This is a genomic window from Streptomyces sp. NPDC052042, from assembly GCF_044548345.1.
GTDB lineage: Bacteria > Actinomycetota > Actinomycetes > Streptomycetales > Streptomycetaceae > Streptomyces.
The window spans coordinates 81,212-104,447 of the sequence record NZ_JBIUBU010000013.1; the positions used below are offsets into that span (position 1 = coordinate 81,212).

General features: G+C 72.2%; 23 protein-coding genes and 1 pseudogene. 13 read left to right on the plus strand and 11 right to left on the minus strand.

Translation table 11 applies throughout. The features are described from left to right. Positions 1-85 precede the first annotated feature (85 nt). Positions 86-514: an ATP-binding protein gene (locus ACIHCL_RS21750; protein ID WP_399864063.1), complete on the minus strand. Its 429-nt coding sequence runs from the start codon at positions 512-514 to the stop codon at positions 86-88. A 287-nt stretch (positions 515-801) separates the two neighbouring features. Then, positions 802-1,779: a hypothetical protein gene (locus ACIHCL_RS21755; protein ID WP_399864064.1), complete on the minus strand. Its 978-nt coding sequence runs from the start codon at positions 1,777-1,779 to the stop codon at positions 802-804. Between the two features lie 129 nt (positions 1,780-1,908). Between ACIHCL_RS21755 and dapE the strand changes: the two genes are divergently transcribed. Both dapE and ACIHCL_RS21765 read left to right on the plus strand, forming a co-directional pair. After that, positions 1,909-2,988 carry a succinyl-diaminopimelate desuccinylase gene (gene dapE, locus ACIHCL_RS21760; RefSeq protein ID WP_399864065.1) on the plus strand — a complete coding sequence of 360 codons (1,080 nt, stop codon included), beginning with the start codon at positions 1,909-1,911 and terminating at the stop codon, positions 2,986-2,988. Between the two features lie 100 nt (positions 2,989-3,088). Further along, positions 3,089-3,841 (plus strand): TIGR00730 family Rossman fold protein, encoded by a 753-nt coding sequence (locus ACIHCL_RS21765; RefSeq protein WP_399864066.1) that lies wholly within the window; start codon positions 3,089-3,091, stop codon positions 3,839-3,841. A gap of 162 nt (positions 3,842-4,003) precedes the next feature. On the opposite strand, the gene folP is transcribed toward ACIHCL_RS21765, so the two are convergent. Further along, a complete protein-coding gene (folP, locus tag ACIHCL_RS21770; protein WP_399864067.1) occupies positions 4,004-4,876 on the minus strand; it encodes a dihydropteroate synthase in 873 nt (290 codons plus the stop codon). A 277-nt stretch (positions 4,877-5,153) separates the two neighbouring features. Here folP and ACIHCL_RS21775 point away from each other — a divergent pair. Continuing rightward, positions 5,154-5,546, plus strand: a pseudogene (locus tag ACIHCL_RS21775) (DivIVA domain-containing protein); the annotation flags it as partial. A gap of 188 nt (positions 5,547-5,734) precedes the next feature. After that, positions 5,735-6,337 (plus strand): DNA-3-methyladenine glycosylase I, encoded by a 603-nt coding sequence (locus ACIHCL_RS21780; RefSeq protein WP_399864068.1) that lies wholly within the window; start codon positions 5,735-5,737, stop codon positions 6,335-6,337. Positions 6,338-6,626: 289 nt separating this feature from the next. On the opposite strand, the gene ACIHCL_RS21785 is transcribed toward ACIHCL_RS21780, so the two are convergent. Then, complete coding sequence (locus tag ACIHCL_RS21785; protein ID WP_399864069.1) at positions 6,627-7,439, minus strand: enoyl-CoA hydratase/isomerase family protein; 813 nt, start codon at positions 7,437-7,439, stop codon at positions 6,627-6,629. 324 nt (positions 7,440-7,763) lie between these two features. Between ACIHCL_RS21785 and ACIHCL_RS21790 the strand changes: the two genes are divergently transcribed. Beyond that, positions 7,764-7,931 (plus strand): DUF3117 domain-containing protein, encoded by a 168-nt coding sequence (locus ACIHCL_RS21790; protein WP_003966491.1) that lies wholly within the window; start codon positions 7,764-7,766, stop codon positions 7,929-7,931. 247 nt (positions 7,932-8,178) lie between these two features. Here ACIHCL_RS21790 and ACIHCL_RS21795 read toward each other — a convergent pair whose 3' ends face one another. Then, complete coding sequence (locus ACIHCL_RS21795; RefSeq protein ID WP_399864070.1) at positions 8,179-8,844, minus strand: O-methyltransferase; 666 nt, start codon at positions 8,842-8,844, stop codon at positions 8,179-8,181. Positions 8,845-9,025: 181 nt separating this feature from the next. On the opposite strand from ACIHCL_RS21795, the gene sigE reads away from it, so the two are divergent. From sigE to ACIHCL_RS21820, 5 genes are all read left to right on the plus strand, one after another. Continuing rightward, positions 9,026-9,790, plus strand: a complete 765-nt coding sequence (sigE, locus tag ACIHCL_RS21800) for an RNA polymerase sigma factor SigE (RefSeq protein WP_399864071.1) — start codon at positions 9,026-9,028, stop codon at positions 9,788-9,790. Then, positions 9,787-10,866, plus strand: coding sequence for a zf-HC2 domain-containing protein (locus ACIHCL_RS21805; protein ID WP_399864073.1), 1,080 nt, complete (start codon positions 9,787-9,789; stop codon positions 10,864-10,866). The genes sigE and ACIHCL_RS21805 overlap by 4 nt, the downstream gene beginning before the upstream one ends. A gap of 160 nt (positions 10,867-11,026) precedes the next feature. After that, entirely contained in the window at positions 11,027-12,688 is a 1,662-nt protein-coding gene (locus tag ACIHCL_RS21810) for a trypsin-like peptidase domain-containing protein (protein WP_399864075.1), read from the plus strand. Between the two features lie 100 nt (positions 12,689-12,788). Further along, entirely contained in the window at positions 12,789-13,262 is a 474-nt protein-coding gene (locus tag ACIHCL_RS21815) for a sec-independent translocase (RefSeq protein WP_399864077.1), read from the plus strand. Positions 13,263-13,380: 118 nt separating this feature from the next. Then, the gene (locus ACIHCL_RS21820; protein ID WP_399864078.1) at positions 13,381-14,040 is read left to right on the plus strand and encodes a hypothetical protein; all 660 of its coding nucleotides are present in this window, start codon (positions 13,381-13,383) and stop codon (positions 14,038-14,040) included. A gap of 144 nt (positions 14,041-14,184) precedes the next feature. On the opposite strand, the gene ACIHCL_RS21825 is transcribed toward ACIHCL_RS21820, so the two are convergent. The 3 genes from ACIHCL_RS21825 to ACIHCL_RS21835 all read right to left on the minus strand — a co-directional run bounded on the left by ACIHCL_RS21825 (position 14,185) and on the right by ACIHCL_RS21835 (position 17,292). Further along, entirely contained in the window at positions 14,185-15,318 is a 1,134-nt protein-coding gene (locus ACIHCL_RS21825) for an Mrp/NBP35 family ATP-binding protein (RefSeq protein ID WP_399864079.1), read from the minus strand. A gap of 143 nt (positions 15,319-15,461) precedes the next feature. Beyond that, positions 15,462-16,028: a DUF1003 domain-containing protein gene (locus ACIHCL_RS21830; protein WP_399864080.1), complete on the minus strand. Its 567-nt coding sequence runs from the start codon at positions 16,026-16,028 to the stop codon at positions 15,462-15,464. Continuing rightward, positions 16,018-17,292 carry a magnesium transporter MgtE N-terminal domain-containing protein gene (locus tag ACIHCL_RS21835; RefSeq protein ID WP_399864082.1) on the minus strand — a complete coding sequence of 425 codons (1,275 nt, stop codon included), beginning with the start codon at positions 17,290-17,292 and terminating at the stop codon, positions 16,018-16,020. Before ACIHCL_RS21835 ends, ACIHCL_RS21830 begins: the two co-directional genes overlap by 11 nt. Before the next feature lie 228 nt (positions 17,293-17,520). On the opposite strand from ACIHCL_RS21835, the gene ACIHCL_RS21840 reads away from it, so the two are divergent. Then, positions 17,521-18,285, plus strand: a complete 765-nt coding sequence (locus ACIHCL_RS21840) for a hypothetical protein (RefSeq protein WP_399864083.1) — start codon at positions 17,521-17,523, stop codon at positions 18,283-18,285. A 125-nt stretch (positions 18,286-18,410) separates the two neighbouring features. On the opposite strand, the gene ACIHCL_RS21845 is transcribed toward ACIHCL_RS21840, so the two are convergent. After that, a complete protein-coding gene (locus ACIHCL_RS21845) occupies positions 18,411-18,932 on the minus strand; it encodes a hypothetical protein (RefSeq protein WP_399864085.1) in 522 nt (173 codons plus the stop codon). A gap of 46 nt (positions 18,933-18,978) precedes the next feature. Next, complete coding sequence (locus ACIHCL_RS21850; protein WP_399864086.1) at positions 18,979-20,091, minus strand: magnesium and cobalt transport protein CorA; 1,113 nt, start codon at positions 20,089-20,091, stop codon at positions 18,979-18,981. 407 nt (positions 20,092-20,498) lie between these two features. On the opposite strand from ACIHCL_RS21850, the gene ACIHCL_RS21855 reads away from it, so the two are divergent. Further along, on the plus strand, positions 20,499-21,089 hold the full coding sequence (locus ACIHCL_RS21855; RefSeq protein WP_399864088.1) for a suppressor of fused domain protein: 591 nt from the start codon (positions 20,499-20,501) through the stop codon (positions 21,087-21,089). 91 nt (positions 21,090-21,180) lie between these two features. Here ACIHCL_RS21855 and ACIHCL_RS21860 read toward each other — a convergent pair whose 3' ends face one another. Continuing rightward, positions 21,181-22,413 (minus strand): MFS transporter, encoded by a 1,233-nt coding sequence (locus ACIHCL_RS21860; protein WP_399864089.1) that lies wholly within the window; start codon positions 22,411-22,413, stop codon positions 21,181-21,183. 163 nt (positions 22,414-22,576) lie between these two features. Here ACIHCL_RS21860 and ACIHCL_RS21865 point away from each other — a divergent pair, with 163 nt between their 5' ends. Next, complete coding sequence (locus ACIHCL_RS21865) at positions 22,577-23,215, plus strand: DUF6758 family protein (protein ID WP_399864090.1); 639 nt, start codon at positions 22,577-22,579, stop codon at positions 23,213-23,215. The last annotated feature ends 21 nt before the right edge of the window (positions 23,216-23,236 follow it).

Sequence of the window (23,236 nt, forward strand, 5' to 3'; positions counted from 1 at the left end):
CGTCGGGCGTACGCGAGGGGCCGCGGGAGTGCACATACACCGTGACTCCCGCGGCCCCTCGCGTGTGAGGTGACGACGGACCGGATCAGCCGATCGGCAGCCCCTGGGTCGGCAGCCCCTGGGTCGGGAGGCCGTTGGTGGGCAGAGCGCCCTTGGTCGCGGCGTTCGCCGTGTCGCCGAGGACCTCACCCGCGCTCTCCGCCGCGCCACCAGCGGCCTTCTGCACGGCCGGTACGGCCTCGGGGCCCGCCTTGTCGACGGTCTTGCCCGCGGCCGGGAGGGCCGTCCCGACGATTTTGCCGCCGGTCTCACCCGTCGCCTTGACGCCCTGCTTGGACGCGCCGTCGACCGTCTTGCCGAGGCCGGAGCCGTCGACGGCGGTCAGGCCGCCGAGGTCCGGCGTCTGCGGAAGCGGTGCGGCACCCGCGGCTCCGGCCGCGCCGATCACGGGAGCGGCGCCCGCGGCGAGCAGCAGGGCGGCACGGGTGATCCGGCGGGTCAGGGGGAGGGACATGATGCTCCTTCGACGGAGTGAGGAATCTTTCTGTCCGTTGATCGGACGCAATGACAACCGTCATGGGGGCGGGGGAGGTTGCGGTGAGCCGAGGTAAAGAGTCGGTAACGCACCACGTGGCCCACGGTGGAGCGACCCGGACGGACAACACCCTTACGGGGGAGTCGACGGGGTTTCAATTCCCTTCTGACGCACTGGGGTTGAAGAGAACGGGGGCGAGTGGGAAGCGGGTGGTGCGCGGCGCCGCCGCGGGGTGACCGGACGACGCCTCCGGGCGATCGGCCGTACTACCGTGCGAGCTTCATTCGGACCTGGTCGATGTTCGATTCACCGTCGGCGCCCTTGTCGGCCTCGGAGCCTCTGTGCTCCGTCCGCCAGCCCGTCCCGGCCTTCCACACCCGGTCCCCGTACGCCACTTCGCCCAGGCCCAGTGACTCGGACCGCGCGACCGCCCAGTGCGCCAGCTCCCAGCCGCGCCGCTTCGCGCCGCCGTCCCCGGAGCCGGCGCTCACCCGCACCGGCACCGCGACCGTGGTCGCCGACGGCGCGCCGCCCGCACCCGCAGTGCCCTTCGGCGACGGCGGTGCCGAGGGGAGCACGTCCTCGCCGAAGGCACGCACTAGCTCCGACCGCACCTTCGCGGCATCGGCCGTCACGGTCGTCTTCCGCGGTGGATTGCAGTTCAGCGTGGCGGGCGCACGGCCCGTCAGCGCCGCCGCCAGCAGCGCCGCGTCCGGCTCGTGCTTCGCGTACGCCTGCGGGAAACCGCTGCGCTGCACCCGCTGCGCGGCGACCGTCAGCGGCAGGCGCGAATAGCCGGGGACCTCGGCCAGGTGCCGGTAGAACTCGCCCGCGGAGTAGACCGGGTCCAGGATCTGCTCCCCGGTGCCCCAGCCCTGCGAGGGCCGCTGCTGGAACAGCCCCAGTGAATCCCGGTCGCCGTGCTCGATGTTGCGCAGCGCGGACTCCTGCAGCGCGGTCGCCAACGCGATCGTCACCGCGCGCTCGGGCATGCCCCGCGAGGTGCCGACGGCGGAGATGGTCGCGGCGTTCGAAGCCTGTTCCATGCTCAGGCGGTAACTACGGCTCTTGCCGGCCGAGCCGTCGGCGGACTCCACGACGCATCCCTGGGCGATCGTTCTGCCGGTGATGTACTGCATGAGGACGTAGCCGCCCAGGGCGGCGAGGACGACGAGAGCGGCCACGACACGGAGGAGGCGGCCGAGGCCGGTGTGGCGGCGGGCTGGGGAGAGGGTCCGGGACACGGGGCCACCGTACTGGAGTGCCCGTCCTGGGCCGAGGGCCCCACGGGCCCATCGCCCGAGGCCCTTCGCCCGACGGTCCGGACGGGCACGGGCCCCGGCGGCCGGGCCGCGGTCGCTATGGTCGGTGCCATGACCGAAAGCACCCTTGACCTCACTCTGGACGGCCCCGCGCTGACCGCACGGCTCGTCGACTTCCCGTCGGTCAGCGGCCAGGAGAAGGAGCTCGCCGACGCCATCGAGGCGGCGCTGCGCACCCTGCCGCATCTGACCGTCGACCGGCACGGCAACAACGTCGTGGCCCGGACGAACCTGGGCCGCGCCGAGCGGGTCGTGCTCGCCGGACACATCGACACCGTGCCGATCGCCGACAACGTGCCGTCCCGGCTCGACGCCGACGGCGTGCTCTGGGGCTGCGGCACCTCCGACATGAAGTCCGGTGTCGCCGTCCAGCTGAGGATCGCCGCGACCGTGCCCGAGCCCAACCGCGACCTCACCTTCGTCTTCTACGACAACGAGGAGGTCGCCGCGCACCTCAACGGCCTCGGACACATCGCCGAGGCCCACCCCGACTGGCTGGCGGCCGACTTCGCGGTCCTCCTGGAGGGCTCCGACGCCGAGGTCGAGGGCGGCTGCCAGGGCACCCTGCGGGTCTTCCTGCGCACCGAGGGGGAGCGGTCCCACTCCGCACGGAGCTGGATGGGGTCCAACGCCATCCACACCGCCGCCCCGATCCTGGCCCGCCTCGCCGCGTACGAACCGCGCCGTCCGGTCATCGACGGCCTCGAATACCACGAGGGCCTGAACGCGGTGCGGATCGAGGGCGGCGTCGCCAACAACGTCATCCCCGACGCCTGCACCGTCGTCGTCAACTACCGTTACGCCCCCGACCGGACCGCCGAGGAGGCGCTGGCCCACGTCCGTGAGGTCTTCGCGGACTGCGGTGTCGCCGAGTTCGTCGTCGACGACCACTCGGGCGCGGCCATGCCCGGCCTCTCCCACCCGGCGGCCAAGGCGTTCATGGCCGCGGTCGGCGGTATTGCCCGGCCCAAGTTCGGCTGGACCGACGTCGCCCGGTTCGGCTCCCTCGGCGTTCCCGCGGTGAACTACGGACCCGGCGACCCGCTCCTCGCGCACAAGCGCGACGAGCATGTGCGGACCGACCGGATCGTCCACTGCGAGGAGCGGCTTCGTTCCTGGCTCACCGACTGACCTCCGGGATTCCCCCACGCGTAACCTCCGTGGATTTACGCTGACCTGACAGAGATGGTCATCGGCGACGACCAACGACCGTCGTCGGAGGAGGCAGGTCATGGGCAACCCCGAGGAAGGACGCGTTCCCGAGGAGCAGCGGCTCGGACCGGTGCTGCGCCGCAGGGGGCAGGTGCAGCCCGGCACCACGGACCAGCGGCTGCTGGACACGGAGGGCGACTCCGAGTGGGTGCACACCGACCCCTGGCGGGTGATGCGCATCCAGTCGGAGTTCGTCGAGGGCTTCGGCGCCCTCGCCGAACTCCCGAGCGCCATCAGTGTCTTCGGCTCGGCCCGGACGCGGCCCGGCGCACCGGAATACGAGGCGGGCGTGCGGATCGGCCGGGCCCTGGTCGAGGCCGGCTTCGCGGTGATCACCGGAGGCGGCCCCGGCGCCATGGAGGCCGCGAACAAGGGGGCGCGGGAGGCCCAGGGCGTCTCGGTGGGGCTCGGCATCGAGCTGCCCTTCGAGTCCGGGCTCAACCCGCACGTCGACATCGGGGTCAACTTCCGCTACTTCTTCGTCCGCAAGACGATGTTCGTGAAGTACGCGCAGGGCTTCGTCGTCCTGCCGGGCGGCCTCGGGACCCTCGACGAACTCTTCGAGGCGCTCACCCTCGTCCAGACCGGCAAGGTCACCCGCTTCCCGATCGTGCTGTTCGGCACCGCGTACTGGAGCGGCCTCGTGGACTGGCTGCGCGACACGGTGGTGGCGCAGGGCAAGGCGTCCGACCGGGACCTGCTGCTGTTCCACGTCACGGACGACGTGGACGAGGCGGTCGACCTGGTGACCAAGGAGGTCGGTAGGGCGTGACGCGCCGGGCGTGACGGCGGCGTGCGCCGGTGGGGCGGCGTGACGGGGGAGCGCGCCGGGCGGGGTGCGCCGACGGGGTTGCCCCTCGGCCCCCGGGCCGCCGGACCGGTGCGCCGCCCGGCGGCGGCCCGACGGGCACGGGGCCGGTCCGCCACCGGTCCGTCAGGCCAGTCCGCGCCGGGCCACCGCGGGCTCCCGGTGCCCCGCGATCGACGTGACCATGTCCAGCACCTGGCGGGTCTCCGCGACCTCGTGCACCCGGTACACCCGCGCCCCCAGCCACGTCGACACGGCCGTCGTCGCGAGCGTCCCGATCAGCCGCTCCTTGACCGGCCGGTCGAGCGTCTCGCCCACGAAGTCCTTGTTGGACAGCGATACCAGGACCGGCCAGCCGGTCTCCGTCATCTCGCCGAGCCTGCGCGTCGCCTCCAGGGAGTGCCGGGTGTTCTTCCCGAAGTCGTGCCCGGGGTCGATCATGATCCCGTCCGGCCGCACCCCGAGCTCGACCGCCCGCTCGGCCAGCCCCACCGTCACCCGCAGGATGTCCGCCATCACGTCGTCGTACGCGACCCGGTGCGGCCTGGTCCGGGGCTCGGCGCCGCCCGCGTGCGTGCACACCAGACCGGCGCCGTACCGCGCGGCGACCTCCGCGAGCTTCGGGTCGACGCCGCCCCACGCGTCGTTCAGCACGTCCGCTCCGGCCTCGCAGACCGCCTCGCCGACGTCGTGGCGCCAGGTGTCGACGCTGATCACCACGTCCGGGTGGCGGCGTCGCACCTCCGCGACGAAGCCGACCGTGCGGCGGGCCTCCTCCTCGGCGGTCACCTCCGCGCCGGGACCGGCCTTCACCCCGCCGATGTCGACGATCGCCGCCCCGTCCGCGATCGCCTGCTCGACCCGGGCCAGCGCGGGCTCGTCCTGGAACGTGGCGCCCTGGTCGTAGAAGGAGTCCGGAGTACGGTTCACGATCGCCATGATCACCGGCTCGTGGACGCCGAACTCGCGCCGTCCCAGCCTGAGCGCACCGCTTCGCATCCCGCGTTTCTCCTCTGGTAGATCGCCCGTGGTCGTAGATCGTCCGTGGTCGCCTGCGACCCTAGCCCCTCACCCGGTACGGGGCCGCGGACGAGAAGCCGCAGGACCGCTCGGACGGGGAGCCGCCGGATGCACGACGGCGGGGAGCCGACGGAGGTACGGCCGCCCCGGCGGGGGAGGGGGCGGTGGGGGTGCGGACATGGGACGCGGCACCGGTTGTCGGTGGCGCGTGGCACGATCGGACCCGGACAGGTTTCCGCTCCCAGGGGAGAAGCGCGTGTTCTGGTTCTTGCTGCTGACGATGGTGGTGGTCGTGGCCGCGGTCACCCTCGCGGTGGTCGGCGGAGGAAAGGAAGCCGTCCTCCAGGACGTGGCCCCGGAGCGGCTGACCGACCCGCTGCCCGCGACGCGCCCGGTCGGCCGCGCGGATGTCGAGGCGCTGCGGCTGCCGGTCGCCGTGCGCGGCTACCGCATGACGGACGTCGACGAGGCGCTCGACCGGCTCGGCGCCGAACTCGCCGAGCGGGACGCGCGGATCGCGGAGCTGGAGTCGGCACTGGCCGGTGCGCAGGCGACCGCGGTCGGCGGCCCCGCCCTCCTCGAACGGCCGGAGGACGGTCCGCAGCCGGCGCCGGAGCGTTCCGAGGAGGTGGCCCGGGAGGACCGGGAGCGGCCCGACGAGCGTTCGGAGTCGCCGTGGGACGCCGCCGTGCCGGACGCCGACGCCACGGGAGCGATGCGCCGGGACCCCTGGCCCGAGCATCGGCAGCACACCTCGCGGCAGCACGACACCCAGCAGAGCGACCCCCGGGGGCACGATTCCCGGCGGGCGGAGCACCCCGGAGAGGAGCCCCGGCGATGAACGGCGGCACGGTGACGGCACCGGACGGCGGCGCGCGCTGCCCGTGGGGACTCTCCACCGAGGACTACCTCGCGTACCACGACACCGAATGGGGCCGTCCGGTCCACGGCGACGACGCCCTCTTCGAGCGGCTCAGCCTGGAGGCGTTCCAGTCGGGCCTTTCCTGGCTGACGATCCTGCGCCGCCGGGAGGGCTTCCGCTCCGCCTTCTCCGGGTTCAAGATCTCCGCCGTGGCGGAGTTCACCGACGCCGACAAGGACCGCCTCCTCGCCGACACCGGGATCATCCGCAACCGGGCGAAGGTCGTGGCCACCCTCGCCAACGCCCGGGTGCTGGCGGGCTGGGGCGAGGGCGAGCTGGACGAGCTGATCTGGTCCCACGCCCCCGATCCGGTCGGCCGCCCGGCCCCGCGCACCGTTCAGGACGTCCCCGCGGTCACCCCGGAGTCCACGGCGCTCGCCAAGGACCTCAAGAAGCGCGGCCTGCGATTCATCGGCCCGACGACGGCCTACGCCCTGATGCAGGCGTGCGGCCTGGTCGACGACCATCTGGCCGACTGCGTGGCGCGCGGCACCGGAGTGCGCGGCCCGGCCTCCTGACCACAGGGGGCGGCCGGTCACGGACGCCCGGTCGGTCCCGGCCGCCGACCGGCGGACGGTTCCGCCCTGCGCCGGGGCCCTGCGCCACCCGGTCCCGGCGGGCCGGTCCGGCCACCGGCGGACCGGGGGTCCAGGAGCCCGGACCGCCCCGTCCCGGACCGACCGGCCCGTCCCGGACCGGACCGCCCCGTCCCGTCCCGGACCGACCGGACCGACCGGCCCGTTCCCTCGCAGGGCCGGACACGCGGAGGGGGCCGCACAGGCGAACGGGCGGGGGCCCGTCAGCCGGTCACCGGCCGAGGTACTCCGGCTTCTTCTTGTCCAGGAACGCCCGCACTGCGATCGCGTGGTCCTCGGACACGCCCGCCTTCGTCTGGAGCTCGTCCTCCTTCTCCAGCGTCTCGACCAGGCTGTGGGTCGAGCCGTAGGCCAGGGATTCCTTGAGCGAGGCGTACGCCACCGTCGGACCGGAGGCCAGGGCGCGGGCCACGGCGACCGCCTCGGCCGCCAGGTCGGCGGCGGGCACCAGCTTGTTCACGATGCCCAGCTCGTGCGCCTCTCGCGCGGAGATCGAACGCGGGAAGAGCAGCAGATCGGCGGCACGGCTCTGCCCGATCAGCCGGGGCAGCGTCCAGGAGACGCCCGAGTCGGCGGTGAGCGCGACCCCGGCGAAGGACGTGTTGAAGGAGGCGGTGTCCGCGACCACCCGGTAGTCGCAGGCGAGCGCGAAACCGAAACCGGCTCCGGCGGCGACGCCGTTCACCCCGGCCACGACCGGTTTGGGCATCTCCGCGATGGCCCGCACGATCGGGTTGTAGTGCTCCCGCACGGTGCTCAGGGCGTTGCCGCCGCCGGACGCACGGACCTCTTCGAGCTTTCCGACGTGTTCCTTCAGATCCTGGCCCACGCAGAAGGCGCGCCCCGTCGCGGTGAGCAGTACGGCCCGTACGGCGGTGTCGGCCGCCGCGGACCGCAGCGCGTCGCGCAGTGCCACCTTGACCGCGGTGTCCAGGGCGTTCATCGCCCCGGGGCGGTTGATCGTGATCGTCGCGAGTCCGTCGCCCACCTCGTAGAGCACGCTGTTCGCCGTCTCGTCGGCCATTTCGCTGTCTCCTTCTGCGCCTCGGACGATGTGTTGTCCGGGCAAGCATGGCCGACCGGGGCACGGGCGAACATGTGACCTGCGTCTAACAATCGTGCTCGTCCGCGTTCCGGTGAGGGGACGAAGTGAAGGAGTATCGCAGCCCGATCGCCGAATTGGGTGGTTTTGAGAGCGCGCGTTGCGCAAGCGATGCCTACCGATGTTGGTCATCGGGGTCTGTGATGCGGGATAATGGCCAGGAAGCAATGTGTTCGATGCCGGTGACACAGCGCCTGTCATGGGGCCGCCGGTTGCGACGAGCTGGTTTCAGGAAGGGGAACGAGCATGGCGGCCATGAAGCCGCGGACGGGTGATGGCCCGCTCGAGGTGACCAAGGAGGGGCGGGGCATCGTCATGCGCGTTCCGCTCGAAGGCGGCGGTCGGCTTGTCGTGGAGCTGACACCGGATGAGGCCGATGCGCTCGGTGACGCTCTCAAGAAAGTCGTCGGCTGAAGCAGAGGCACCCACACTTTCGTCACTGCCCCGGTACGGTCACCCGTGCCGGGGCAGTGACGTGTTGTGGCCGGTTTCCCGGGGCGTCGGTACCGCCGTGCGTGGTTCCGTGGTGACCGCCGTCCGTCCTGCCGCCGCCCCGCTGCCGCGGTTGCCCGGTCCTCGCACGGCCGGATGTGACCCGGCCTGTGCGGCCGTCTCCCACCGTGTCCGGACCTGATCGGTCGTGTCGGTCGGGTGCGCGCCGTCAGCCGCGCCGCACCGCGCACAGCAGTCCGTTGCCCACCGGCAGCAACGTCGCCATCAGCTCCTGGCTCTCCCGCACCGCCCGCAGCAGCTCCCGCAGCCGCAGCACCTCCGCGGGCTGTGCCGCCGCGTCGACCGTCCGGCCGTCCGCGAAGACGCCCTCGAAGCAGACCAGGCCGCCGGGGCGCAGCAGACGCAGCGATTCGGCGAGGTAGTCCAGGCACTCCAGCCGGTCCCCGTCGCAGAACACCAGGTCGTAGCCGCCGTCCGCGAGCCGCGGCAGCACGTCCAGGGCGCGCCCGGGGATGAAGCGTGCCCGGTTGGCGGCGAAGCCGGCCGCGCGGAACGCCTCACGGGCGAACTGCTGGCGCTCGGGCTCCGGGTCCACCGTGGTGAGCACCCCGTCGGGCCGCATTCCGTACAGCAGATAGAGTCCGGAGACACCCGTTCCGGTGCCGATTTCGGCCACGGCTTTGGCGTCCGTGGTGGCAGCGAGCAAGCGCAGCGCGGCACCGGTGGCCGGTGACACCGGGCGGAGTCCTGTCTCCCGGGCCCGGTCTCTGGCCCAGAGCATCGCTTCGTCCTCGGCGACAAAGGCGTCGGCGAACGCCCAGCTCGTCTGCCGGTTGGCGGTAATGACCCTCTCCTGTCCCCGTAGTTGGCGCAACGGTGACTGTATCCGCTGCGCGCGGGAACCCGCAGATGGGACCGGACGTTGTACGGGACCGGGGAGAGCACGTGGAAAACGGCCCGCAGGACCGGGCCGGGAGCCGCGGGCCTGCGGTTCCGGGGAGATCCCCGGCCCCGGAAGGAAAAAGGCTTATCCGGAACTAACGGGCGAGGTGGCTATGGTAGGGGCTCCGCTGGACACCACCAGAGCCGATAGGGGAGGTGCGGCTGCGCCTGCGGATCGGGGAGGAGTGCTGCGGCGCTTTCTCAGGTCGGCGGGTGAGCCGAAATCCGTGACCGACATCGCTGACCGTTCTTCCACTGACTCCGCGCCGACCGCGACCTTCGCTTCCCATGCGGACTCCCAGGCGTGGACACCGCCCTCATGGGAAGAGATCGTCAGCACGCACAGCGGCCGCGTCTACCGTCTCGCCTACCGCCTCACGGGCAACCAGCACGACGCGGAGGACCTCACGCAGGAGGTCTTCGTCCGCGTGTTCCGGTCCCTGTCGACCTACACGCCGGGGACGTTCGAGGGCTGGCTGCACCGCATCACGACCAACCTGTTCCTGGACATGGTCCGCCGCAAGCAGCGGATCCGTTTCGACTCCCTCGGCGACGACGCCGCCGAGCGGCTGCCGAGCCGCGAGCCGTCCCCGCAGCAGGTCTTCAACGACGCCCACTTCGACGCGGACGTGCAGCAGGCACTGGACACCCTCGCGCCCGAGTTCCGTGCCGCCGTGGTGCTCTGCGACATCGAGGGTCTTTCGTACGAGGAGATCGCCGCCACGCTGGGTGTGAAGCTCGGCACCGTGCGCAGCCGCATCCACCGCGGCCGCTCGCATCTGCGCAAGGCGCTGCAGCACCGCTCGCCCGATGCCCGACGCGTCGAGCGGCCGTCGCTGGCGGGCGCGGTCCTGGCCGGGGAGGGCGGAACGGCGTGAGCGGCATGAGCCCGACCCCCGCGGAGCAGCATCTGGGGGACCGGCTCGCCGCGCTTGTCGACGGCGAGCTGAAACACGACGCGCGCGAGCGGGTGCTGGCCCACCTGGCGACCTGCGCCAAGTGCAAGGCCGAGGCGGCGGCCCAGCGCCGTCTGAAGAGCGTCTTCGCGCAGTCCGCCCCGCCGTCGCCTTCCGAGGGGTTCCTCGCCCGGCTGCAGGGCCTTCCCGGGGGTTTCGGGAACGACGGAGACGGCCGAGGAGGACCGTTCGGCGGTTCCGGACGGTTCGCCGACGGATTCCTCCCTCCGATCGAGCCGTCCGGCCGGCCCGGGGACGCCGGGCGGGATTCGGGCCTGGGCGCTTTCGGCTACTTCCCGGACCGGCCCGGGGCGACCGCCGTCCTTCCCCGCGGATCCTCCCGCGAGGGCTTCCGGCTGCCCGTCGGGTCGCCCCGTACGGGCTTCCGGATCCATGAGGTCGGCCGCGAGGCGGACCGGGCGGCGTCGCGCGGTCGGAGGTTCGCGTTCGCCGCCGCCGGCGCCGTGTCGCTGGCGGCCATCGCCCTGGGCGGGGCCCTGCAGGCGGGGGCCGGCACCAACACCCCGGTCAGAGCGGCGGGCGGCGGAAACACCGTGACCCCGATCGACACCTCCCGCGGGGAGAACAGCGGCTCGGTGAGCCGTCGCGGCGGCAGCGGCCAGAGCGCCCCCACCACGACGGAGGCGTACGACCGCGTCGGCATCCCCACGGCCCCGCCGCTGCCGGAGCCCGCCCCGACGGTGCCCTATGCGGCCCCCGTGCTCTCCACCGGCGGTCTCACGGGCCTCCCGGACCCCTACGGTCTCCCCGGCCTTCCGCGCAACACCCTCGACGTCCAGGTCCTGACCAATGTGTCGGCCCCGTCGCTGATACGCCCGACCGGTACCACCACCCCGCTCCTCGCCCGGGTGCTGGGCCGACTCGCCGCGACGCCGTCGCCGACGGCGCCGTCCGCGCAGCCGCCCTGGACCCCGCCTCCCGCCTCGGCCTTCCCGGCCGCCGAGGACGAGGTCATGCCCCTGCCGTCCCGGCGGTGAACCGCACCCGGGGCTGAGCGGGGCCCGTGCGGACGAGGCCCGTGCGGACACGGACAAGGTCTGCGCAGACAATCGCAAACCTGGTTGAATTCCGGGTGGAGTTCCGGGAGGGCGCCCCGCCCGGGGCGCACAGGCCGGTCGCGGCAGTTGCGGGGAGAGCATGGAAGACGGGAAGTCCACCGAGCCGAAGGCGAAGTGGTGGAGCCGGCCCACGCCGATGGGGACGTCCCGCACGGCGCCGGAAGGGTCGCCTTCCCCGGAGGATGCCGCGCCGCACGCCGACCCGCAGGGAACGGCCGCCATGGAGGCGCCCCCGACCGGGCCCCCGTCCCAGGCCGGCCTCTCGGCTTCCGCGGCCGAATCCGCGGCGCCCGCACCGGACGCGCGGCCGATGCGACCGCTGCACGAACCCGACGAGTACCGGACCCCTCCGTACGGGGAGCCCGGCCCCTGGGCGCCGGCGCCCCCCGTGCAGCGCCCGGTCCCGACTCCGGCGCACGGCACCCCCGTGCCCCCGGCCTATACGGGAACGGACGGCGCGGGCATCCACAACGCGGCGGCGACCGGCTTCACGCCCCCGCCCCCGCCCCCGCACGCGGCACAGCCCGCGCAGCCGACGCAGTGGCTCCAGTACGACCCCTGGGCCGCCCCCACCCCCCGTCAGCCGCTGACCCACCCCGGCCCGCCGCTCGGGGCCGACACCGGCCGCAAGAAGAACCGCCGGGGCTCCGCCCTCGTCGGTGCGCTCCTCCTCGCCCTGGTGGCGGGCGGGATCGGCGGCGGGGTCGGCGCCTACGTCGAGCGCAACGGCGGCCTCACCCGGGTCGAGCTTCCGCAGGCCGCCCGGAGCGACGGCGGCCGGGCCCCCGACAGCGTCGCGGGCATCGCCGCCAGCGCCCTGCCCAGCGTGGTCACGCTCCATGTCAGCGGGACCGGCGAGGCCGGCACGGGCACCGGCTTCGTACTCGACAAATCGGGCCACATCCTCACCAACAACCACGTCGTGGCCCCGGCGGGCTCCTCCGGCCGGATCACCGTGACGTTCAGCGGCGGCGAGACCGCGCGCGCCGAGGTCATCGGCAAGGACAGCGGCTACGACCTCGCGGTGGTCAAGGTCAGAGGCGTCTCCAACCTCAAACCGCTGCCGTTGGGCAACTCCGACAACGTGCGGGTCGGCGACCCCGTGGTGGCCATCGGCGCCCCCTTCGAACTGTCCAACACCGTCACCTCCGGCATCATCAGCGCCAAGGACCGCCCGATCACCGCGGGCGGGGAGAAGGGCGACGGCAGCGACATCAGCTACGTCGACGCGCTGCAGACCGACGCCCCGATCAACCCCGGCAACTCCGGCGGACCCCTGGTCGACGCCGGTGCCCACGTCATAGGCATCAACAGCGCCATCCGCGCCGCCGACGGCGGTTCGGGCACCGACGGCGGGCAGTCGGGGTCCATCGGCCTCGGCTTCGCCATACCGATCAACCAGGGCAAGCGCGTCGCCGAGGAGCTGATCAACACCGGACGGGCCACGCACCCGGTGATCGGCGTCACGCTGGACATGAAGTACACCGGCGACGGCGCCAAGGTCGGGGAGCGGGGCGCGGAGGGGAAGCCCGCGGTGACGCCCGGCGGGCCCGGGGCCAAGGCGGGGATCAGGCCGGGGGACATCATCACCGAGATCGGCGGCCACCGGGTGCACAGCGGCGAGGAACTGATCGTGAAGATCCGGGCGCACCGGCCCGGCGACCGGCTGGACCTCGGGCTGACCCGCGGGGGCAAAGAGCTGTCCATGTCCGTGACGCTCGGGTCGGCCACCGGAGGCTGATGGCCGTGGGGGCGCTATCGTGCGGACCGCCCCGGCGGGTACCGTGGGGCGGGTCCGGACCGCAACCGCCCTGGTCGCGGAGAACACGAGGAGCGACAAGGTGTTCAACGACATAGGCGTCATGGAGCTGTTGACGCTCGCGATCATGGGCATGCTGATCTTCGGCCCGGACAAGCTGCCCAAGGTCATCCAGGACGCCTCGCGCTTCATCCGCAAGGTCCGTGAGTTCTCGGAGAGCGCCAAGGAGGACATCCGCGCGGAGCTGGGCCCGGAGTTCAAGGACTTCGAGTTCGAGGACCTCAACCCCAAGACATTCGTCCGCAAGCAGCTCGCGGCGGGCGGCGACGAACTCGGGCTGAAGGAGATCCGCGACAGCTTCGACCTGCGCAAGGACCTGTCCGAGGTTGCCGACACGGTGAACGGGCGGGAGCCCGCCGCGGTGGAATCGGCCGATGCCCGCAGCGACGCGCCGAGTGGTTCGGCGGCCGGTTCCACCGGTACTCCGGACCTGCTCAAGAAGCGTCCGCAGCCCGCGAAGGACGACTACCCGCCGTTCGACGCCGACGCCACCTGACGACGGTCAATCCCGGGTCGACCGGACGGTATGGCTATTCTCCATCTGTCCGGTTGTGAGGACGCCCGCGGGGGGCGGGCCGCACCGGACCCCATGGATCGAGGAGGCGGCCGGGCAGATGGAGACGACCAGTCGGGTGGGCGCGGAAGACGCGCCGGGCACAGTCACCGCCGAGGCGACGTCGGCTGCCCGGCGCACGGTCGATGGTTTTCTGGCCGCCCCGTTTCCCTGGTACGGACTGGACGGGGCCTTCACCGGGCCGCGTCGGCTGATGCAGATCGGCGCGGCGGCGGACGGTCTGGTGCGGCACGGCTCCATCGGCCACGGCGACGAGCCGACGGTGCGCGCCGACGCGGAGGCCGAGAAACGGCGGTTCGCGGTCGTCGTGACGGTGGCCCGCAGCCCGGAACGGCGCAGCGGCGACGGCACCGGTCGGCTGGACGCGACCACGGTCTCCTCCGCCGCCTGGCTGGCCGGGTCCGGGTTGCTCGCCTGCACCTGGCCCGCCCAACTGGACCACGCGCTGCGCGACGACTGGCTGAGCCAGCAGACGGAGACGGCGTTCGAGCTCGCCGACGTCCTGGACGGGCCCGCGTGGTCGACGCTGTCCCTCCCGGTGGACGGTGTCCCGGTCCCGTTCCACTACCGCGAGTCGGAGTTCGGCTGGGTGCTGGCGGGAGCGGCGCCCGACAAGGTGTACATCGGCGCGTACGGGCGCGGGATGAGCGCGTACGGGCTGGGCTTCTCGATGGTCGACGACATCACGGCGTACGCGTAGCCCCGGAGCCCGCACGCCGTGCGGGCTTCCTCCGGTGGCCCTGCGCGGACCCGACCGGCGGGCGGCGCGGCCGGACCCGGCCCGTGGATGGCATCGGCCGCCCGACGGCTCCGTTCCGGATGCGTCGGGCGGCCGGGGGACCGCTCAGAACTTGTTGCGCGGGGTGATGCCGAGCGACATGCCCGTGAGGCCGCGACGGCGGCTGCCGAGCTTGTCCGCGATGGTGCGCAGCGCCTTGCCCGCCGGGGAGTCGGGGTCGGACAGGACGACCGGCCGGCCGTCGTCGCCGCCCTCGCGCAGTCGTACGTCGATCGGGATGGAGCCGAGCACCGGCACCTCCGCGCCGACCGTCCGCGTGAGCCCCTCCGCGACCTTCGCGCCGCCGCCCGTACCGAACACGTCGACCATCTCGCCGCAGTGCGGGCACGGCATGCCCGACATGTTCTCGACGACACCGGCGATCTTCTGATGCGTCTGCACGGCGATCGCGCCGGCCCGCTCGGCGACCTCGGCCGCCGCCTGCTGCGGCGTGGTGACCACCAGGATCTCGGCGTTCGGTACGAGCTGCGCGACCGAGATCGCGATGTCGCCCGTGCCCGGCGGCAGGTCGAGCAGCAGGATGTCCAGGTCGCCCCAGTACACGTCGGCGAGGAACTGCTGGAGCGCGCGGTGCAGCATCGGGCCGCGCCACACCACCGGGGCGTTGCCCGGGGTGAACATGCCGATGGAGATGACCTTCACCCCGTGCGCCGCCGGCGGCATGATCATGTTCTCGACCTGGGTCGGCTTCCCGCCCACGCCGAGCATCCGGGGCACGCTGTGGCCGTAGATGTCGGCGTCCACGACACCGACCTTGAGCCCGTCGGCCGCCATCGCCGCCGCCAGGTTCACCGTGACCGACGACTTGCCGACCCCGCCCTTGCCGGACGCGACCGCGTAGACCCGGGTCAGCGAGCCCGGCTTGGCGAACGGCACCTCGCGCTCCGCCGTACCGCCGCGCAGCGAGGCCGCGAGCTCCTTGCGCTGTTCGTCGCTCATCACGTCGAGCGTGACGTCGACCCGCGAGACGCCTTCCACCCGGGCGACCGCGTCGGTCACGCTCTTGGTGATCGTCTCGCGCATCGGGCAGCCCGAGACCGTGAGATAGACCGTGACAGCGACCGCACCGTCAGCGCCGATCTCGACCGATTTCACCATGCCGAGTTCGGTGATCGGGCGGTGGATCTCCGGGTCGTTCACCGTCGCCAGTGCCTCGCGCACCGCGTCTTCCGTAGCCATACCTCGATAGTACGGGTGTGAGCAGCGCTCGTTCAGGGTGGTGGCGGGCGACGGGTGGGAGGGTGCGCGCAGTGCTCGTTCAGGGTGGTGGCGGGCGATGGGAGGGCGTTGCGGCGCCCGCCGCTACGCGCGGGTAGCAATCCTCAGTGGTCTTCGTCACTCCCGTCCGTAGAGGCCGCGGAACGGGTGTGCCGGTCGTCCAGGGCCCGCAGGAGGTCCTCCAGTTCGGAGCGTATCCAGTCGCGGGTGGCGACCTCGCCCAGGCCCATCCGCAGTGCGGCGATCTCCCGGGTGAGGAATTCGGTGTCCGCGATGGAACGCTCGTTCTGCTTGCGGTCCTGCTCGTAGGTGACCCGGTCGCGGTCGGCCTGCCGGTTCTGCGCGAGCAGGATCAGCGGCGCCGCGTACGAGGCCTGGAGCGACAGCATCAGCGTCAGGAAGATGAACGGGTACGGGTCGAACCGCCAGGTCACGGGCGCGAAGACGTTCCACATCAGCCACGCGAAGATGAAGAGCGTCATCCAGGCGATGAAGCTCCAGGTGCCCAGGAAGCGGGCGATCCGTTCGGAGATCCGGCCGAATGTCTCGGCGTCGTACTCGGGCAGCAGCCTCGGCCGGGGGGCCCTCGGCTGGTCCAACCGGGAGCGGGGCGGGCGCACGATGCCCGAGGCACCGGTCGTCGTGGCCTTCGCGCGGTCCTCACCCGCCATGGGCGGACTCCCCCTCGCCGCGGAAGTCGGCCTCCCGCCAGTCCTCCGGCAGCAGATGGTCGAGCACGTCGTCGACGGTCACGGCGCCGAGCAATGAGCCGCTCTCGTCCACGACCGGTACCGACACCAGGTTGTACGCGGCCAGATAACTCGTCACGGCCGGCAGCGGGGTGTCCGGGGTCAGCGGGACGAGGTCGCTGTCGACCACCGAACTGACCAGGGTGTACGGCGGATCGCGCAGCAGCCGCTGGAAGTGGACGGTGCCCAGGTACTTGCCGGTCGGGGTCTCGTCCGGGGAACGGCACACGTACACCTGCGCGGCGAGTGCCGGGGACAGGTCCGCCTGCCGGACCCGGGCGAGCGCGTCGGCGACCGTCGCGTCCGGACGCAGGATGATCGGTTCGGTGGTCATCAGGCCGCCCGCGGTGCGCTCCTCGTACGACATCAGGCGCCGCATGTCCGCCGCGTCGCCCGGGCGCATCAGGGCCAGCAGCCGTTCCTTCTCCTCCTCGGGCAGTTCGGACAGCAGATCGGCCGCGTCGTCCGGGTCCATGGCCTCCAGGACGTCGGCCGCGCGCTGCTCCTGGAGCTTGCCGATGATCTCCACCTGGTCGTCCCCGGGCAGTTCCTCCAGGACGTCGGCGAGCCGCTCGTCGTCGAGCGCGGCGGCGACCTCCGCCCGGCGCTTCGGCGACAGGTGGTGCAGCGCGTTGGCCACGTCGGTCGGGCGGAGCCGTTCGAACGTGGCGACCAGGGATTCGGCGCCCTGGCCCTGCTCCTCCAGCGAGAACCCGCTGACCGCCGACCACTCGACCGTGAGCGTCTCGCCCTTGCGGCGCAGCGCCCCGCCCCTGCCCCGGCGCACGAAGTACTTGTCGATCTCCCAGTCGCGGCGGGCCGGCAACTGCTGGACGGAGACGTCGAGGACGGTGACCTCCTCGCCGGTCTCCACGAGCCGCACGCGCCGGTCCAGGAACTCGCCCAGCACCAGGCGTTCGGTCGGGCGCTGCTCGAAGCGCCGCATGTTGACCACGCCGGTGGTGATGACCTGGCCGGACTCGATCCCCGTGACCCGGGTCATCGGGAGGAAGATCCGGCGCCTGGTCAGCACCTCGACGACCAGGCCGAGCAGCCGGGGCGGCCGTCCGCCGACCCGCAGCATCGCGACCAGGTCGCGGACCCGGCCCACCTGGTCGCCGGTGGGGTCGAAGACCGGGGCACCGGCGAGGTGCGAGACGAAGACCCGGGGGGCGCCTGCCGCCATGGTGCGTCTCCTTCCTCCGTCTCCGCCGGGGACGACCTCGTCGTCCGGCCTGTTTGGCCGTCAATCGTCCGGTATGACGGGATCAGGCTAGCCCGTGCCGCTCCGTGCCGCTCCGGCGGAGCGGTCCGTACGACTCTCTGCCGGACGGCATGATCGGCACGGGTACGCTGCGGTCTGTCACCCCGCCACGCGGATGAACCGCCACGCAGACGAGAGGCAGTGCGTCCTGTGACCGCTTCCGTGCCGCCCGCCCGGGCCCGACGCCGGACCGCCCTCGCCGTCGTGCTCTGCGCGGGGCTGTCCGCCGCTCTCACGGCATGCGCGGGCGAGGACCCGGACAAGGGGACCAACGGCGTCGGCAAGCTCACCGCCGCGCAGATCGAGAAGAAGGCGCAGGCCGCCGCGGACGTTGCCGATGCGGTGCACCTCTCCGGGACGCTGGTCGGCAAGGGCGGCACGTACAAGCTGGATATGCGGCTCAGAGAGAAGGGCGGCACCGGCTCCGTCGCCTCGAAGGACAGCACCTTCGAACTGCTGCGGATCGGTGACGAGCTCTATCTCAAGGCGGACGCCTCGTTCTGGAGCCACGAGGAGAGGGCCGGGGCGGACACGGAGGCGGGCGAGGACGCGGCGGACAAGCTCCAGAACAAGTACGTCAAGGTGCCCGAGGACGATCCCACGTACAAGCAACTGCGCGGGTTCACGGACAAGGACACCCTGCTCGACGGGGTGCTCACCCTGCACGGCACGCTCAACAAGGGCGACCGCACGAGCGTCGGGCCGAACCGGACCATCCAGATCACGGGCGGCAAGGGCGAGGGCGGCACACTCGACGTCTCCCTGGACGGCACGCCGTACCCGCTGCGGTTCGCGCGCGGCGGCGGGGGCGGCACCGTGATGCTGTCCGAATGGGGGCGCGACTTCCCGCTGGAGGCGCCGGCGAAGGAGGAGACGGTCGACTACGGGCAGCAGCTGCCCAGGAGCTCGCCCTGAGCCCGAACCGGGTACGGGAGGGCGGCACGTCCACGGCAGGGTCCGCCGTGTCCGGCGGCGCGGGCGGGGCACGGGCGCTGCGCCTGACCCGTCGGGCGCTCCCCGCCGTACCGCACGACCCCGGATCAGCCCTTGCGCCCGCGCTTCAGCAGCCGCGGCAGCCCGGCCGGCACCGGCCGCCGGGTGGTCGCGTGCGTGGGCAGCGGCGCGGCGGCAAGTGAGCCGTCCGGCAGGCGCGTACGGACCTCACCGGGGGTCAGGCGCAGCACCCGGCACTCACGCGCCCACCGCTCCGGCATCCGCTCCGCGTCGGGCGCGTTCAGCCGCTTGGTCCTGAGCTCGCCGACGGCGGCCTCCCACTCCTCGGAGCGCGGGGCCGGCTCGGTCACGGCGGCCGTCCAGGCGACCAGTCGGCCGCCCTTGTCCTTGCTGCGGACGGTCACCTCGACGGTGGCTCCGTCGGTGAGCCCGGGTGGGAACGGCTGCTCGCCGGGGCCGTCGCCCACCAGATACGCCGCGCCGTCGAACCACACGTGCCACAGGGCGCGTGCGGGCCCGGTGCCGCGCACCCACACGAGCCCGGACTTCTTGGTGGCCTCCTCGACCAGGGCCCGGTCCAGCGGTGCGTCAGCGTCAGCGGCAGTCATGTCCCGCACTCTATTAGCAACGGACGGTCCCGCAGGCGACGGCCGGTCAGAGCCAGCCGTTGCGCTTGAGGGTGCGGTGGATCGAGAAGCAGACCACCCCGATGACGCCCAGCACCATCGGATAGCCGTACTTCCAGCCCAGTTCGGGCATGTCGAAGTTCATGCCGTACACGCCGCAGATCATCGTCGGCACGGCGACGATGGCTGCCCAGGACGTGATCTTGCGCATGTCCTCGTTCTGCGCGACGGTCGCCTGCGCGAGGCTGGCCTGGAGGATCGAGTTCAGCAGTTCGTCGAAGCCGATGACCTCTTCGTGCACCCGCGCCAGATGGTCGGCGACGTCGCGGAAGTACTTCTGGATGTCGGGGTCGATCAGCCGCATCGGCCGCTCGCTCAGCAGTTGCATCGGTCGCAGCAGCGGCGAAACGGCCCGCTTGAACTCCAGGACCTCGCGCTTCAGCTGGTAGATCCGGCCCGCGTCCGAGCCGCGCGGACTGCCCTTCGCAGGGGTGGAGAAGACCTCGTTCTCCACCTCGTCGATGTCCTCCTGCACGGCGCCCGCCACCGCGATGTAGCCGTCGACCACATGGTCCGCGATGGAGTGCAGCACCGCCGAGGGGCCCTTGGTGAGCAGTTCGGGGTCGTCCTGGAGCCGGTGGCGCAGCGCGCGCAGCGAGCCGTGGCCGCCGTGCCGGACGGTGATGACGAAGTCCCGGCCGGTGAAGCACATCACCTCGCCGGTCTCCACGACCTCGCTGCTCGCGGTGAGTTCGGCGTGCTCGACGTAGTGGAGCGTCTTGAAGACGGTGAACAACGTGTCGTCGTACCGCTCCAGCTTGGGGCGCTGGTGGGCGTGGACCGCGTCCTCGACGGCGAGCGGGTGGAGCCCGAACTCCCGGGCGATCCCGGCGAATTCCTCCTCGGTCGGCTCGTGCAGACCGATCCAGGCGAAGCCGCCCTCCTCGCGGACCTGGAGCATCGCCTCGTGCGGGGTGCGGCAGCCGCCGCTCTCCACCCTCCGGCCGTCGCGGTAGACCGCGCAGTCCACCACCGCGCTGGGGGCGGACGGGTCGCGGGTGGCGTCGTAGACGTTGTGGATGGAGTTGTTCCTGCGCAGGGACGGGCGCACTACGGCGCGCAGGTCGCGGATCATCGACATGGCTGACTCCTTCACGGAGAGCCGTCCTCGGGCGCGTGGAACAGCCCGGAACGAGGACGTGCACTCACGTCCGCAAAGCGGGCGGCACCGGGGCGACGCGAAGACGGCGGTCGCTACGGACAAGCGGAAAGGCGGTGCTCTTCCGTCGTACGCGATGCCTTGACCCTGACTGGGAAGGCTTCAGATCACCGAGGTGAGGGTGTGGGGCGGAAGAGCGGTCGTACTGCACGATCGACTTCGATCCATGGCAGCCCCACCTCCTCCAGCCGGTCCCCCGTGGGGGATGACGTGTCGTCGGGACCAGGGGGACGCTTCTGCGTGATGTCCCGACCAGCGGCCAACAGTATCAGCCGTCCGAGGGTCAATCCCTTACTTTGCCCGTTCCATACGCGTCCTATGCTCACTGGATGGGAGAAATTCTTGCTCTGGTCGAGGCCCGGTTGCTGACGGCCCTCGGCGAACCGGACGCGCGTGCCGCGGTGACCTTCCTCGGCACCGACCGGATCGAGGTGCTCCGCTTCGTCGACGGTGATGTGGTGCGCTACGCCACACTCGGCATGTCCGCCCACCCCATGACGGACCCGACCGCCACTCTCGCCGACCCGGTGAAGGGGCCGCGCGCCGAACTGCTGCTCTCCGTGCGCGCCGGACGCGCCGACACCGACAAGGTGCTGCGTCCGCTTGCGGTGCTGGCCGCCTCCCCGCAGGTCGAGGGGGTGGTCGTGGCCCCCGGCGCCTCGCTGGAGGTCGGCGAGCCGCTCTGGCCCGGGGCGCCGTTCAGCTCCGTACTGGTCGCCGAGCCGGGCGGCCTGGTCGAGGACCTGGATCCCCGCCGGCCGGGGACGGACCCGGTGCGGTTCCTGCCGCTGCTGCCGATGACGGCCAACGAGGCCGCCTGGAAGCGGGTCAGGGGCGCGCAGGCCCTCCAGGAACGGTGGCTCTCGCACGGCACGGACCTCCGCGATCCACTGCGCACCTCCGTGCCGCTGGACGTCTAACCTGATCTTTAACCTGTGCGGCGGCGACGTCTGCCCCGTCGTGCCACCCGGCACGCACGCTCGCCGCTGTGGGACGCGGGCGCGGCGGGGCTCAGTCGGCGAAGGCCGCGACTCCGTCCTCGGCGGCGTGCCGGGGTTCCAGCTCCCGCGCCTCGTGCGTCAGCGCCGTACGCCGGGCCAGGACGACGGCCGCGCCGATCACGGCCGTGGCCGCGGCAACCACGAACGGCATGTGGACGTCGCTCCACTCCTCGATCTTCGGGGCGAGGTACGGGGCGGCCGCCGCCGCGAACCAGCGGACGAAGTTGTAACCGGCGCTCGCCACCGGGCGAGGGGCGTCCGAGACGCCGAGGGCCAGCTCCGTGTAGACGGTGTTGTTCATGCCGATGAAGGCACCGGAGGCGATCGTGCCGACGACGGCGGCGGTGTGGTCGCCGTACCCCAGCACCAGCAGGTCGATGGCGAGCAGCAGCAGTGAGGCGCCGAGCACCCTCAATGACCCGAAACGCCTCTGGAGCCGTGGGGCCACCAGCACCGAGAAGACCGCGAGCAGCAGGCCCCAGGCGAAGAAGACCGCACCCGACCGGTACGGCGTCATGTTCAGCACGAACGGGGTGAACGCCAGGATCGTGAAGAACGCGTAGTTGTAGAAGAACGCCGAGGCCGCGACGGAGGCCAGGCCGCCGTGGCCGAGCGCCCGGACGGGGTCGAGCAGCGAGGTCTTCCGGGCCGGCCTGGGCTGTTCCTCGAGGAATGCCGTGATGCAGATGAAGCCGATCGCCATCAGCGCGGCCGTGCCGAAGAACGGGTAGCGCCAGCTGGCGTCGCCGAGCAGTGCGCCGAGCAGGGGCCCGCACGCCATGCCGAGGCCGAGCGCCGATTCGTACAGCAGGATCGCCGCCGCGCTCCCGCCGGCCGCCGCGCCGACGATCACGGCGAGCGAGGTCGACACGAAGAGGGCGTTGCCCAGACCCCAGCCGGCCCGGAAGCCGACGAGTTCGCCCACGGACGACGAGGTGCCCGAGAGGGCCGCGAAGACCACGACGAGCGCCAGACCGGCCAGCAGCGTCCTGCGCCCGCCGATCCGGCTGGACACGAAACCGGTGACCAGCATCGCCACCGCGGTGATCAGGAAGTACGAGGTGAACAGGAGCGAGACCTGGCTCGGCGTCGCCTCCAGTCCCTTGGCGATGGACGGCAGGATCGGGTCCACCAGGCCGATGCCCATGAACGCCACGACCGATGCTCCCGCGGTGGCCCAGACGGCCTTCGGCTGGCGCAGGACGCTTCCTGCTCCTTGATCGAACGGTTCCTCTCCCTGCATGGGGCTGCTCGCTCTCCACTCGTCCACCGGTTGTTGTGCGCCGCACAGGTTAAGTTAGGGAATCTAATAAATGCAAACTACATCTATTTTTCCTGGTGGGGCCACGCAGCGGTCGGGTGATCGTCCTTGACGCGGCGCCGCTCCTGGAGGACCGTTGGTCGCTATGAGGGGCGAACCCAGTTGCCCGAAGTGCGGAGGCCGGGTCAGGGCGCCCGGTCTCTTCGCCGACACCTGGCAGTGCTCCGTGCACGGTGCCGTACAGCCGCTTCAGCCGGTCGTGCCGCCCAGCGTCGAGGCGCTGGGTGTGGTCGTGCGCCGGGCCAGGGTGCCGGTGTGGATGCCCTGGCCGCTGCCGGTGGGCTGGCTGTACACCGGTGTCGCGAGCGCGGGCGACGAACGCAGCGGCGGCCGTGCGATCGCTGTCGCCTGCTCCGGCCCCGGCCCGGTCGGCGGCATGGGCGAGCTGCTGCTCGTCACGGAGGAGCTGGGCGTGGGCCTCGGAGCGCGTTACGCCGGTGTCGACGGCCCGGACCCGGGTCCGTATCTGGATGTCGACGGCCCTCCGGACGTCAAGATGCTCGCCGCCGGACGTCCCACCCCGCTCTGGCACGTCAAGGGGGCCCCCGAGGACCGGGCGGTCTTCGCCGGCGAGGCGCGCGGGCTGTGGCTCTGGGCGATCGTCTGGCCCGAACAGTCGGGGCTGCTGATGTACGACGAGCTGGTGCTCGCGGACCTGCGCGAGGCCGGGGGAGAGATGGACCTCGTGCCGTGCGGGGCGCTCACCCCCCGCCTGCTCGACTGAGGGGCGGTCCCGCCGCCCGCG

Excerpts from the sequence above, each read along its gene's own strand:
- sigE (WP_399864071.1), top strand. The coding sequence starts at position 9,026 with ATGGTAGGGGCTCCGCTGGACACCACCAGAGCCGATAGGGGAGGTGCG.
- ACIHCL_RS21865 (WP_399864090.1), top strand. The coding sequence starts at position 22,577 with ATGAGGGGCGAACCCAGTTGCCCGAAGTGCGGAGGCCGGGTCAGGGCG.
- ACIHCL_RS21780 (WP_399864068.1), top strand. The coding sequence starts at position 5,735 with ATGAACGGCGGCACGGTGACGGCACCGGACGGCGGCGCGCGCTGCCCG.
- folP (WP_399864067.1), bottom strand. The coding sequence starts at position 4,876 with ATGCGAAGCGGTGCGCTCAGGCTGGGACGGCGCGAGTTCGGCGTCCAC.
- ACIHCL_RS21845 (WP_399864085.1), bottom strand. The coding sequence starts at position 18,932 with ATGACTGCCGCTGACGCTGACGCACCGCTGGACCGGGCCCTGGTCGAG.
- ACIHCL_RS21850 (WP_399864086.1), bottom strand. The coding sequence starts at position 20,091 with ATGTCGATGATCCGCGACCTGCGCGCCGTAGTGCGCCCGTCCCTGCGC.
- ACIHCL_RS21785 (WP_399864069.1), bottom strand. The coding sequence starts at position 7,439 with ATGGCCGACGAGACGGCGAACAGCGTGCTCTACGAGGTGGGCGACGGA.
- ACIHCL_RS21790 (WP_003966491.1), top strand. The coding sequence starts at position 7,764 with ATGGCGGCCATGAAGCCGCGGACGGGTGATGGCCCGCTCGAGGTGACC.
- ACIHCL_RS21825 (WP_399864079.1), bottom strand. The coding sequence starts at position 15,318 with ATGGCTACGGAAGACGCGGTGCGCGAGGCACTGGCGACGGTGAACGAC.
- ACIHCL_RS21855 (WP_399864088.1), top strand. The coding sequence starts at position 20,499 with ATGGGAGAAATTCTTGCTCTGGTCGAGGCCCGGTTGCTGACGGCCCTC.
- ACIHCL_RS21765 (WP_399864066.1), top strand. The coding sequence starts at position 3,089 with ATGGGCAACCCCGAGGAAGGACGCGTTCCCGAGGAGCAGCGGCTCGGA.
- ACIHCL_RS21750 (WP_399864063.1), bottom strand. The coding sequence starts at position 514 with ATGTCCCTCCCCCTGACCCGCCGGATCACCCGTGCCGCCCTGCTGCTC.
- ACIHCL_RS21830 (WP_399864080.1), bottom strand. The coding sequence starts at position 16,028 with ATGGCGGGTGAGGACCGCGCGAAGGCCACGACGACCGGTGCCTCGGGC.
- dapE (WP_399864065.1), top strand. The coding sequence starts at position 1,909 with ATGACCGAAAGCACCCTTGACCTCACTCTGGACGGCCCCGCGCTGACC.
- ACIHCL_RS21860 (WP_399864089.1), bottom strand. The coding sequence starts at position 22,413 with ATGCAGGGAGAGGAACCGTTCGATCAAGGAGCAGGAAGCGTCCTGCGC.
- ACIHCL_RS21810 (WP_399864075.1), top strand. The coding sequence starts at position 11,027 with ATGGAAGACGGGAAGTCCACCGAGCCGAAGGCGAAGTGGTGGAGCCGG.
- ACIHCL_RS21835 (WP_399864082.1), bottom strand. The coding sequence starts at position 17,292 with ATGGCGGCAGGCGCCCCCCGGGTCTTCGTCTCGCACCTCGCCGGTGCC.
- ACIHCL_RS21820 (WP_399864078.1), top strand. The coding sequence starts at position 13,381 with ATGGAGACGACCAGTCGGGTGGGCGCGGAAGACGCGCCGGGCACAGTC.